We start from the raw sequence: 11,500 nt of genomic DNA, 5'->3' as shown, positions 1-11,500 counted from the left end.
GCGAACAATGCGTGGGTGGATACCCGACGCCTGCACCTCCTGCTGGAGCTCTCCCGCCTCGGCTCGATGCGTGAGGTCGCCGAGACACACCGGCTGACCACCTCGACCGTCTCCCAGCAGATCGCCGCACTGGCGAAGGAGACGGGTGCGCAGCTCGTCGAACCGATCGGCCGCCGGGTGCGCCTCACCCCGGCCGGTCGCCGGCTCGCCGATCACGCCGTCACCATCCTCGCGGCCGTCGACGCCGCCCGGCTCGACCTCGACCCCCACGCCGAACCGGTCGGCACCCTGCGCGTCGGGGGTTTCGCGACGGGCATCCGGGTGTCGCTGCTGCCCGTCGTCGCCGAACTGGCGCTCACCCACGCGCAGGTGGACGTGGTGATCAGCGAATACGAGCCGGTCGAGGCGTTCGCACTGCTCGCCGACGACGAACTCGATCTCGCCCTGACCTACGACTACAACCTGGCGCCGGCCTCGCCCGGGGCGGCGCTCGAGGCCGTCCCGCTGTGGTCGACGCCCTGGGGACTCGGCGTCCCCGCACCCGCCGCCGGCGAACCCGCCGACGTCGCGGCGTACGCCGATTCGCCGTGGATCGTGAACTCCCGCAACACCGCCGACGAGGACGCCGTCCGCACGCTGGCCTCCCTCGCGGGTTTCACACCGCGGATCGCCCACCAGATCGACAGCCTCGACCTCGTCGAGGACCTCATCACCGCCGGCTACGGCGTGGGCCTGCTGCCCGCCGACCGTCCCACCCGCGACGAGGTCACCGTCCTGCCGCTCGCGGACCCGAAGGTGGTGCTGACGGCGTACGCCGTGACCCGCCGCGGCAGGTCCACCTGGCCGCCGCTGCGACTGGTCCTCGACCGCCTGGCCGCACAGCGGACAAACTCCCCACCCGCTCAGCGGCGGGTGGGGAGTCCGGGGTCCTAGCGTGACGCGACGGCGGACGCGGCGTCCCTCAGGGTGCGGGCCGCGACCTGCAGCCCTTCGAGCTGTCCGAGTTCGACATCCTCGTGCTCGATGTTGACGGCCATATCGGGGTCGACGCGCTGCAGCGCCGCGAGGAACCGCGACCAGAAGTCGACGTCGTGTCCGCGGCCGACCGCGACGAAGTCCCACGCCGAGTCCTCGGGCCACTTGTTGACCACGTGCTTGCCGCCGAGCCCGGTGGGGTTCTGGTCGGCGGGGATTCGGGTGAACCGGTCGTCGAGCACGCCGTAGATCTTGCAGTTCTCGTTGATCCGGGTGTCCTTCGCCGCCGCGTGGAAGACGAGGTCACCGAGCCAGTCGACGGCGGCGACCGGGTCGATGCCCTGCCAGAACAGGTGCGACGGGTCCATCTCGGCACCAACGTTCGTCGCACCGGTCTTCTCGACCAGACGCTTCAGCGTCGGCGGGTTGAACACCAGGTTCTGCGGATGCATCTCGATCGCGACCTTGACCCCGTTCTCCCGGGCGAGCGCGTCGATCTCCTTCCAGAACGGCACCGCGACCTGATCCCACTGGTAGTCGAGGGAGTCGAGATAGCCGCTGTCCCAAGTGTTCACGTGCCATGCCGGCCACCGGCCGCCCGCGTGCGCGGCGGGCAGCCCGGACATGGTGACCACCCGGTCGACACCGAGCAGGCCGGCGACGCGGATGGCGTTGCGCAGGTCCTCGGCGTCCTCGACGCCGACCTCCGGGTCGGCGTGCAGCGGGTTGCCGTTGCAGTTCAGGCCGGCGATGGCGACGCCGGTCTCGTCGAACACCTTCAGGTACTCCTGCGGCGACACCTCGCCGGAAAGGAGTTCCTCGACGGGCAGGTGCGGGGTGGGCAGGAATCCGCCCGCGTTGATCTCCGCGCCCTCGAGCCCGAGGGACGCGATGGTCTCCAGGGCCTCGCGCAGGCTGCGGTCGTGCAGGATGGCGGTGTAGACACCGAGCTTCATGAGTGGTCCTTACTGGTGAGAAGAGTGTGGGTCGGGCGAGGGGGCCGGGTCAGCCGATCTTGACGGCTGCCCCGTGGGAGCGGGCGGACTCGGCGACGGCGGTGACGATCTGCATGCCGCGCAGGGCGTGGGCGAACGTCGGCAGCGGTCCGAGGTTGCCGATGCCGGCGATCTGGTCGAGGAAAGCGCGGGACTGGTAGGCGAAGAACTCGGCCTTACCGTGTCCGACGCCGCCCGCATCCATCGGCAGGCCGCCCTGGATGTACGGGTGCTGCGGTCCGACGATCACCCGTCGCTGACCGTTGACGGTGGAGTCGATGCCCTCGCTGGACACCGTGAATTCCGCGGCGCGAGCCAGATCGAAGGCGGCGGAGCCGGACGTCCCGAACAACTCGAATCCGAGTCCGTCCGGAAGCTGGTGCGCGACACGGGAAGCGGAGAACGTGCCGACCGCGCCGTTCTGGAAGCGCGCGGTGAACGTCGCGAGGTCCTCGTTCTCGACAGGAGCCATCTCCCCGGTGGTCTCGGCCTTGGTGTGGCCGTAGGTGACTCCGGCAGGCACGGGACGCTCCGTGATCACCGTGGCGAACGTCGCGCCGCTGATCTCGACGATGGGGCCGCACACGAACTCGGCCATGTCGAGCAGGTGGCTGCCGACGTCCGCGAGCGCGCCGGTGCCGGGTCCGCCACGGTGTCGCCAGGTGATCGGCGAGGCGGGGTCGAGGCCGTAGTCGCACCAGTAGTGCCCGTTGAAGTGGATGATCTCGCCGAGACGCCCGGTCGCGAGTTCGTCACGGATCGCCTGGATCGCGGGTGAGCGGCGGTAGGTGTATCCGACAGTCGCGATCGTGTCGGCGTCCGCCGCCGCGGCGACCATCGACTCGGCGTCCGCGATCGACCCGGCCAGCGGCTTCTCGCACAGCACGTGCTTCCCGGCGGCGAGGAGGCCTTCGACGATCTCCCGGTGCAACTGGTTGGCGACGACGACGCTCACCGCGTCGATGTCCGGGGATTCGGCGATCGCCTGCCAGCTGTACTCGGCCCGCTCGTAGCCGTACCGCTTGGCGGTGTCGTCGGCAACGGCCTCGTTGGTGTCGGCGACGGCGACCAACCGCACGTCGGGACGGTCGGTGCCGAACAGCGTCGACGCGGTCCGGTACCCGGCGGCGTGCGCTCGTCCGGCCATGCCGCCGCCGATGACGGCGACACCGATCGAGTTGGAGGTCATGAGTGAAGCCTTTCGAGAGGGTGATGAACAAGCGGGGTGTCCGGTTCGGAGGTGCCCGAGTGTGTGCGGAAAACCTCCGGCTAGTTCGGTCTATTTGACCGGTCTAGTTCGACTACTATGAGCTGAGTCACGCCGCGGTGTCAAGCCCTACGCGGAGCGACGCACGAATGCACACGTCGAGAGGCCGTCACGGCAGACCGCAGGCGATTAGCCGGGGTCGGCGACGGACGAAAAGTATTGCGTGAGTGAGCGGTCCGGATCAGGACACGCCGGACCGCGGCCCCGCCACCGACGCCGACACCGGACCGGTGGTCCGGCGCACGACCAGCTGGGGCCGCAGCACGATCGAGGCGGACTCGGTGCGCCCCTGGTCGAGGCGTTCGATGACCGCGTCGACCGCCTTCGCGGCCTGCTCCCGCGGTTGTTGATTGACCGACGTCAGGTCGAGGTGCGCGAGTTGCGCCAGGGTGCTGTCGTCGTAGCCCGACACCGAGACGTCCTCGGGAATCCGCAGACCCACCCGCCGCAGTTCGGTGATGAGCCCGATGGCGCTGCGGTCGTTGGCGGCGATCACCGCGGTCGGCAGTTGCGGCCGCGCCAGCAGGGCCCGCGCCGCCTCGGTACCCGCACCGTCGGTGAAGTCGCCGTCCACGACGTCGGCGTCGAGTCCGTGCCGCCGCATCGCGCGCGTGTACCCGGATCGCCGGTCGGCCGCGATCGTGCCGTCACCGCCGCTGAGGTGCGCGATCCGGCGATGCCCGAGCCCCACCACGTGGTCGACGACGGTCCCGATGCCCTTGCCGTCGGCGGTCCGCACCACGTCGACGTTGCCGCCGACCCGGCGCCCCACCACGACCACCGGAACCCGCTCGGCGAGTGCGTCGAGCACGCCGGTGCCGAGTTCGGTGCCGAGCAGGATCAGGGCCTCGCACCGGAAGTCGAGCAGCGTCTCGACGACCTTCCCTTCCCCGTGGGTCGGGGTGACCGCACCCAGCACCACCTCGTACCCGTGTTCGTCCGCGGCGGCGACGAGGTATTCGACCATCTCGGCGTGGAAACTGCTGCGGATGTCGGCCATCACGCCGACGAGATGCGTACGCCGCAGCGACATCAACGCGGCCGTGCGGTTGGGCCGGTAACCCAGCTCGTCCGCCACCTCGAGGACGCGTTTGCGGGTCTCGGCGCTCGGGCCGGCGACACGGCGGAAGACCATGGACACCAGGGCCTTCGACACACCCACGCGGTCGGCGATGTCCTGCATGGTGACGGCGCGCTTCGCGGCCTGCGCGGGGCCGTCACTCCGAGCGTCGTCGTCGCGTTGCATACTCAGCCCCTTCACCCTCGCCGGACCACGAGACACCACAGCGTATCCGACCCGAATGCGGAACCACGGTGGCGGTTCGGCTCGTGCGCGGAATGCGCGCGGCAACCCATGGTAGCCCGAACTAGACCGGTTCAATGGACCCGGCTGGACCGCGCCGGCTACGCGGTGACCAGGTCGATGGCGACGGCCGATCCGTGCGGGTCGACGACGGCGTCGAGGATGGTCTTCTGCGTCTGGGTGAGGTGCTCGGCGCACGCCGCAGCGGCGGCCGGTCCGTCGCCCGCGAGGATCGCACGGCACATCGCCAGGTGCTCCGCCAACGAGACGTCCAGGCGGTCGGGGCGGGAGTGGGCGATGTTGCGCAGTCGCTCGGTGTGCGGCCGGAGTTCGGCGATCGAGCGGGCGAGTTGTGCGTTCCGAGTGTGCGCGATGACCGCCTGGTCGTAGGTTTCCGTGAGGGCGTAGAAGCGATCATGCCGGGAGTCGGACGGCGCCTCCTCGGCGATGGCCCCGAGCGCTTCCGCCACCTCTTCGAACTGCTGCCGTGCCACACCGTCGCGTGAGACAGCCTCGGCGACCATCCGCGCCGCGGCCGCCTCGAGCAGGATGCGCAGTTCGAAGAGGTCGCGGACGCTCTTGATCGAGATGGGAGCGACCCGTGCGCCCTGCCGGTCGACGAGCGAGACCAGTCCTTCCGCCTCGAGCCGAAGGAAGGCCTGCCGGACGGGGGTACGGGAGGCCGAGTACCGCGAGCCGACGTCGAGAGCGCTCAGCGATTGCCCCGGAGACAGAACCCCGTTCAGGATGTCCGCCCTGAGCTGCCCGTATACCTGCTCACTCTTGCTCTCGCCCGCCATGCATACATCCTAACGTTCGCAACGGTGTGCGCTAAGGTATACATTGATGCACACCATTGATTCTCGACAGCACCCGAAGTAGGCGCCCACCCGTGAACGACGTGCAGACCCCCGAACTGACCGTGCCGACGCGCGCATCCGAACTGCGTCGTCGCGGACTCCGCTGGGTCGCACTGATCGCACTCTCGGCAGGAGGCTGGGCGCTCGGCGAGAGCATCGGACTGACGGCGGCCGGCCTCTTCGCGGCCCTGATAGTCGCAGCGGCCCTTGCCGTCACCGGATGGGGTCCGTCCCGCGTGCCGAGTCCGCTGGGCAAGCTTGCGCAGGGCGTGCTGGCCAGCGCGGTCGGGCTGATGGTGCACCGGGAGACGATCGCCGCCCTGGGCTCACTGTGGGTGCCGGTGGTCTCGATCGCGGCCGCGACCCTGGTGATCAGCGTGGCCGCCGGCGCCCTCCTCGCGCTGCATCGTGACGTGGACGCGGTGACCGGATCCCTCTCCATGACAGCGGGCGGCGCCACCGGACTCGTCGCCATGGCCCGCGAACTCGGCGGCGACGACCGCGTCGTGGCGGTGGTGCAATACCTGAGGGTGGCGCTCGTCGTGGTGTCGATGCCGATGATCGTCACGTTCGGCTTCCGCGCGGACACCGGCGCGGGAACGGTGACGGCCACCGACGGCGGCGGCACCGAATGGTATGTGGCACTACCGTTCCTCGCACTGTTCATCGTAGGCGGCACCGCCGTGGCATCACTGCTGCGACTGCCCGCACCCGCGACGCTGGGGCCGCTGGCGGTGAGCGCCGGATTCGAACTCGGGGGCTGGAGCGACGCGGTCTCGGTGCCGCCGATGCTGATGACCGCCGCGTTGATCCTCATCGGCTGGCAGGCCGGGCTCGCATTCGACCGGGCGAGCCTGCGGGCGATCGGACGGATCCTGCCGTACGCCGCGCTGCTCACGCTCCTGGTCGGGGCGGCCTGCGCCGGCCTGGGCGTCCTCCTCTCCCACCTCACGGGTGCGAGCCTCCTCGAGGCCTACCTCGCCACTACCCCCGGCGGTCTGGCGGCGGTGCTGGCCGTGTCGGCCTCCACCTCCTCCAACGTCACGTTCGTCGCGGCCGCCCAGGTGCTGCGCCTGGTCATCATGCTCGTCACCACCCCGATCATGGCGAAAGCATTCGCCCACTTCAGTTCTCGGCGCCGGCGAGCGTAGCGGGATCCTCTCGGGACGACGCGGTCCGGTCACATCCGGGCCGTCTCGACCGGAGAGGACTCCCACACACCCCGGGTTCCGTTGCGGAGTCTCCGAACTCGGGGTGCGTCGGCGAGTGGATTCTCGAATGTCGGCGCATGGCATCTACCTCTCATTCTCGTTGGCAGCCACCTGGCTGCAGATTGGTGTGTCGGGGTTCGATCAGCCGTAGACGCGCGAGATGAAGGCGTCGAGGTTGTCGCGAACCCGCGCGATCCTCTCCTCCGGTTCGAGATCCTCGCGGTACTGCCTGCCCAGCGCGGGCGACTTCTTCCGGCGCGCGTACAGCGAGCACGCGAGATCGGCGCACATGTACGTGCCGATCGAGTTGCCCCGACGTCCGGACTCCCCCGACTTACGCGCGGTCATCAGCGAGACGCCGCCACTGGCATGGGTGGTCATGCAGACCGTGCACATCTGCGCGCGGCGGTACCCGCCCGTCTCGTAGCGCAGCGCGACGCCGACCAGACGACCCTCCCGCGGTACGACGACATAACAGCGACCGGGAAACGACGGGTCGCTCCAGCCGAGGAAGTCGAGATCCTCCCACGGCCGATCGTCCAGGTCACGAGGGACGGGTAGGCGCTTGGCATCGCCCTTGGAGCAATTGATGAACGACGACCTGATGTCGTGTTCGGTGACGGGTTCCATGACGAAAAGAACTCCTTCAGTCGACGGGTGGACAAAGCCTCGTGACACTACGGACCGCGGCAGCGGCGGGCAACGGATTTTCGACGATCCACGCGTCCGACGCTGCGTGTATCGTGCTGTTTCCGGCTTCGAGGGGTTGCGCGCTCTGCGGTTTGATGTCGTCCAGCTTCAGGGTGCGGCGACGAGCGGGATGATGACGGTGTCGATGATGTCGACGAGGTCGCTCTCGGTGACCGGTTCACGCTGCAACAGGATGCGATGAGCCAGGAGGGCGGGGAGCACACCGGCGACGAGCGGGGTGACCGCCTCGGGGCGCACTTCGCCCCGATCGACGCCGCGGCGCAGCAGCGCGAGCAGCCCCGCACGCCCGGGCGCCTGAAAACGTTCCTCGATGGCGCAAGCGAGTTGGGGGTCTGTCACCGACTCGCATTTCACCGCACGCATCGCCTGGCCCGCCGGGCTGTCGAGGGTCCGAGCGATCGCCCGGGCCACCTGCCGCAGCGCATCACCGGTGGTCGTCGACTCATCGAGGACGGGATCGATCCCACTCTGCGCCGGCGTCGGCAGCAGCGCGCTCAGCGCGTCGAGCACGAGTTCCTGCTTGGTGCGCCAACGCCGGTAAATGCTGGCCTTGCCGGTGCCCGCGCGGGCGGCGACGGACTCGATCGAGAACGCGCGATACCCGACCTGGGACAACTCCGCGAATGCGCCCGCCAAGATCGCGTCGTGCAGTGCGGCACCGCGCTTTCGCTGCGGCGGCGCGGTGAGAGGTTCGCTGCTGCTCGTCGAGACGGCCATGTCGCATCCGATCCTTCCGACCCTCCTGTGACGGTGAGGGCATCGAGTGAACGCTTGCGTCCCCTACCGGGCGAAGACTAGCCTCTCAAAATAGAGAACGCGAGCGTCCGTCAGGTATTGCTCCGCCCGCCTTGCCATTTCGGGCGCCGACAGCCGTGCGCCGCCCGACTGCACCAATTGATGCGCCCCGACCTGCTTCCACCCGCTTCTACCGTGAGGTGAGCACATGACGAACACCGATCAGGAACCCGATCCGCGCCGCTGGAAGGCACTGATCTTCATCTGCCTGGCACAGCTGATGGTGGTGCTGGACGGCACTGTGGTCAACATCGCGCTCCCGCACGCGCAGGCCGACCTCGGCTTCTCCGACGCCAACCGGCAATGGGTGATCACCGCCTATGCCCTGGCCTTCGGTGGGCTCCTGCTACTCGGCGGCCGGATCTCCGACATGTGGGGCCGCCGACGCGCCTTCATCGTCGGGCTGATCGGGTTCGCCGCGGCATCGGCGCTCGGCGGCGCCGCCGTCAACACCGAGATGCTGATCGGCGCCCGCGCTCTGCAGGGCGCGTTCGGCGCGTTGCTCGCCCCGGCAGCGCTATCGCTGCTAACGGTGACATTCACGCAGGGCAAGGAACGCGCCAAGGCATTCGGCATCTACGGCGCGATCTCCGGCGGCGGTGCCGCGATCGGGCTGATCCTCGGCGGCATCCTCACCGAATACCTGAACTGGCGGTGGACGCTGTTCATCAACATCTTCTTCGCCCTCGCCGCGGTCGCCGGCGCCGTGTGGGAGATCCGCGAACCCGCCGGCGGACGCAACCCGGCCCACCTCGACATCCCCGGCGCACTACTGGCGAGTTCGGGACTCGCGGCCGTGGTGTACGGGTTCAGCCACGCCGCCACCGACGGCTGGGGTGACAGCGTGACCATCGCGGTCCTGATCGCGGCCGTCGTACTGCTGACCGCATTCGTGGTGGTGCAAACCCGGGTAGCCGCGCCACTGCTGCCGCTGCGCGTGGTGCTCGACCGCAATCGGGGCGGGTCGTACTTGTCGTTGGCGCTCGCCGTGATCGGCATGTTCGGCACATTCCTTTTTCTGACGTTCTACCTGCAGGTGGTGCTCGCCTACAGCCCCGTCGTCGCCGGTGTCGCGTTCCTGCCGATGGTGGTCGGGATGATGATCGGATCGACGCAGATCGGTGCCCGCCTCACCACCAGAGTCGCGCCGCGGCTGCTGATGACTCCCGGCTTTCTGGTCGCCGCCACCGGACTGGTCATCCTGACCCGAATGACAGTCGACAGCCCCTACGCAGCGGTAGTCCTGCCCGGCCTGTTCCTGATGGGCCTCGGCATGGGTACCGCGTTCATGCCCGCGATGAGCCTGGCCACCCACGGAGTGGCCCCGCGCGACGCCGGCGTCGCCTCCGCGATGGTCAACACCTCGCAGCAGGTCGGCGGCGCAATCGGCACCGCCCTGCTCAACACCATCGCCACCAGCGCCACCGCCGCATATATCACCGCCCACGCAGCCGAAGTCACCACCCCCGCGGCCGGTCAGCTCCTGAAACTGGAGAGCATGGTCCACGGCTTCTCGACCGGCCTCTGGTGGGCGTGCGGCATCCTCGTCCTCGCCGCCGCCGTGGCCTTCGTCCTCATCAACACCGGACATCCAGGCGGCGCCCACCCCGACGACATCGACGACGACACGGCCACCACCGCCATCTCACACTGACCCGCCGGGGTAACCCGGACACTCATGCAGAATGCACTCAACGACACTCGGCATGAACGGAACACGAATGGCGGCAGGTACACGGGTCGGCACGCAGTTCGGGCACTACCATCTCCGGGCTCTGCTCGGCCGAGGCGGAATGGGTGAGGTGTACGAGGCGTACGACACCACCAAGGATCGCACCGTCGCACTAAAGATCCTCGACGTCGACCTCGCGAACGACCCCACGTACCAGCAGCGGTTCCGCCGCGAATCGCATGCCGCCGCCCGGCTGCAGGAGCCGCACGTCATCCCCATCCACGATTGGGGCGAGATCGACGGTGTGCTCTACATCGACATGCGACTGGTCGTCGGGCAGGATCTGCGGGCGCTGCTCCGGTCGCGCGGCCCGATGGGTCCCGCACACGCAGTCGCGGTCGTCGACCAGATCGCGGCGGCGCTCGACGCCGCGCACGCCGACGGACTCATCCACCGCGACGTCAAGCCGGAGAACATCCTCGTCACGGCCGGTGAATTTGCGTACCTCGTCGACTTCGGTATCGCGCACTCGAGTTCCGACCTCCGGCTGACGACCCTCGGCAGCGCCGTCGGCTCCTACGCGTACATGGCGCCCGAGCGGTTCGACAACGCGCCGGTCGATGCCCGCGCGGACGTCTACTCGCTGGCGTACGTCCTCTACGAATGCCTCACGGGATCCATCCCGTTCCCGTCCAACAGCATCAGCAGCGCGATCCGCGCGCATCTCACCACACCCGTGCCCAGCCCCAGCTCGATCCGGACCGACGTGCCCGCCACGTTCGACGAGGTGATCGCCCGGGGTCTGGCCAAGGACCCCCGCGATCGGTACAGGACGGCAGGCGACTTCGCGGCGGCAGCCCGCTCCGCGTTGACCGCTCCGGAGCGGAAGACCGAAACCGACATCGCGACCCGCCCGGAACCGTCGCCGGTCCCGCGGTCCGAGCCGACGCGGGTCGACGACCGCGGGCGTCCACCCGTCTACCCGCCGACCGCGTTCCACAGCGGTCCGCCCGGCCCGCCTCCGCCCTTCTACCCGCCCGCTCCCTACGCCACCCCGCCTGCGCGGCGCTCGGTGGCGCGGCGCTCGGTGGCCGTCCCGGTGACGGTGACCGTGCTGGTGATCGCGTTACTGGCACTCGCCGGGGTGGTCGGATGGCTCGTGCTGGACCGGAACAACCCGGACACCCCCGCGGTCGCCGCGGCCGGAAGCAGACAGGTGCGCACTCCTGTCACAGAGGACGTCCCCGTCGCGACCACCAGGGCGGCGCCGGCGACGGCCCCGCCCGCCGTGACTCCGCCCAGAACGACGACGGCTCCCCCGCCCCCAATCGTCGGCGAGGTGTCGGGCGCCGACCGGCAGGGCTTCCTGCCCCCGTCCGATGCACGATGCAACTACACCAACCCGGCGGTGTTCATCGGTCGCACCACGAAGTCTCTGGTCGTGGTCTGCGAGACGGGCGTGGGACGCTACTACTACCAGGGCGTACGCATCAGCGACGGCGCCGCGATCTCCGTCGACGACCCGAGCCCCAGCGGTGACGGCTTCGTCGCCACCGGCGACGGCGGCACCGAATACCGGCTCACCCCGTCCGCCCTGACCATCGTCGGCGGCGACGGCCGGGTCCTCGCGACCGAACCGATGATCGAGTCCGCATACCGCTGAATCGCGCCTTTGAATCGCCGTCTGCGGCGACAACGGGACGGGCGGTCG

10 protein-coding genes are annotated in these 11,500 nt (G+C 69.3%); 4 read left to right on the top strand and 6 right to left on the bottom strand.

Going from position 1 to position 11,500, the window contains the following annotated elements:
* Window positions 1–15: 15 nt before the first annotated feature.
* Complete coding sequence (locus tag CA951_RS00995) at window positions 16–933, top strand: LysR family transcriptional regulator (RefSeq protein ID WP_087555063.1); 918 nt, start codon at window positions 16–18, stop codon at window positions 931–933.
* Here the strand turns inward: CA951_RS00995 and CA951_RS00990 are convergent.
* The 4 genes from CA951_RS00990 to CA951_RS00975 form a co-directional block, all read right to left on the bottom strand.
* Window positions 930–1,931: a sugar phosphate isomerase/epimerase gene (locus CA951_RS00990; protein WP_087555062.1), complete on the bottom strand. Its 1,002-nt coding sequence runs from the start codon at window positions 1,929–1,931 to the stop codon at window positions 930–932. The two genes, CA951_RS00995 and CA951_RS00990, sit on opposite strands and share 4 nt — an antisense overlap.
* Window positions 1,932–1,980: 49 nt before the next feature.
* A complete protein-coding gene (locus CA951_RS00985; RefSeq protein WP_087555061.1) occupies window positions 1,981–3,159 on the bottom strand; it encodes a Gfo/Idh/MocA family protein in 1,179 nt (392 codons plus the stop codon).
* Window positions 3,160–3,418: 259 nt separating this feature from the next.
* Entirely contained in the window at window positions 3,419–4,483 is a 1,065-nt protein-coding gene (locus tag CA951_RS00980; protein WP_087555060.1) for a LacI family DNA-binding transcriptional regulator, read from the bottom strand.
* A 158-nt stretch (window positions 4,484–4,641) separates the two neighbouring features.
* Window positions 4,642–5,340: a GntR family transcriptional regulator gene (locus CA951_RS00975; RefSeq protein ID WP_087555059.1), complete on the bottom strand. Its 699-nt coding sequence runs from the start codon at window positions 5,338–5,340 to the stop codon at window positions 4,642–4,644.
* 92 nt (window positions 5,341–5,432) lie between these two features.
* Between CA951_RS00975 and CA951_RS00970 the strand changes: the two genes are divergently transcribed.
* Window positions 5,433–6,551: an AbrB family transcriptional regulator gene (locus CA951_RS00970; protein WP_087555058.1), complete on the top strand. Its 1,119-nt coding sequence runs from the start codon at window positions 5,433–5,435 to the stop codon at window positions 6,549–6,551.
* 201 nt (window positions 6,552–6,752) lie between these two features.
* Here the strand turns inward: CA951_RS00970 and CA951_RS00965 are convergent, their stop codons facing one another.
* Together CA951_RS00965 and CA951_RS00960 are read right to left on the bottom strand one after the other, a co-directional pair.
* On the bottom strand, window positions 6,753–7,241 hold the full coding sequence (locus CA951_RS00965; protein WP_087555057.1) for an FBP domain-containing protein: 489 nt from the start codon (window positions 7,239–7,241) through the stop codon (window positions 6,753–6,755).
* 168 nt (window positions 7,242–7,409) lie between these two features.
* A complete protein-coding gene (locus CA951_RS00960; protein ID WP_087555056.1) occupies window positions 7,410–8,039 on the bottom strand; it encodes a TetR/AcrR family transcriptional regulator in 630 nt (209 codons plus the stop codon).
* Window positions 8,040–8,265: 226 nt separating this feature from the next.
* Between CA951_RS00960 and CA951_RS00955 the strand changes: the two genes are divergently transcribed.
* Window positions 8,266–9,771: an MFS transporter gene (locus CA951_RS00955; RefSeq protein WP_087555055.1), complete on the top strand. Its 1,506-nt coding sequence runs from the start codon at window positions 8,266–8,268 to the stop codon at window positions 9,769–9,771.
* A gap of 52 nt (window positions 9,772–9,823) precedes the next feature.
* A complete protein-coding gene (locus tag CA951_RS00950) occupies window positions 9,824–11,452 on the top strand; it encodes a serine/threonine-protein kinase (protein ID WP_373413356.1) in 1,629 nt (542 codons plus the stop codon).
* Window positions 11,453–11,500 lie beyond the last annotated feature (48 nt).

Source organism: Rhodococcus sp. NCIMB 12038, from assembly GCF_002165735.1.
Lineage (GTDB): Bacteria > Actinomycetota > Actinomycetes > Mycobacteriales > Mycobacteriaceae > Rhodococcus_F.
The sequence above is the reverse complement of the archived record's forward strand: the minus strand, read 5'-3'. Positions and strand labels throughout refer to the sequence as shown.

Excerpts from the sequence above, each read along its gene's own strand:
- CA951_RS00950 (WP_373413356.1), top strand. The coding sequence starts at position 9,824 with ATGAACGGAACACGAATGGCGGCAGGTACACGGGTCGGCACGCAGTTC.
- CA951_RS00990 (WP_087555062.1), bottom strand. The coding sequence starts at position 1,931 with ATGAAGCTCGGTGTCTACACCGCCATCCTGCACGACCGCAGCCTGCGC.
- CA951_RS00965 (WP_087555057.1), bottom strand. The coding sequence starts at position 7,241 with ATGGAACCCGTCACCGAACACGACATCAGGTCGTCGTTCATCAATTGC.
- CA951_RS00980 (WP_087555060.1), bottom strand. The coding sequence starts at position 4,483 with ATGCAACGCGACGACGACGCTCGGAGTGACGGCCCCGCGCAGGCCGCG.
- CA951_RS00975 (WP_087555059.1), bottom strand. The coding sequence starts at position 5,340 with ATGGCGGGCGAGAGCAAGAGTGAGCAGGTATACGGGCAGCTCAGGGCG.
- CA951_RS00955 (WP_087555055.1), top strand. The coding sequence starts at position 8,266 with ATGACGAACACCGATCAGGAACCCGATCCGCGCCGCTGGAAGGCACTG.
- CA951_RS00960 (WP_087555056.1), bottom strand. The coding sequence starts at position 8,039 with ATGGCCGTCTCGACGAGCAGCAGCGAACCTCTCACCGCGCCGCCGCAG.
- CA951_RS00985 (WP_087555061.1), bottom strand. The coding sequence starts at position 3,159 with ATGACCTCCAACTCGATCGGTGTCGCCGTCATCGGCGGCGGCATGGCC.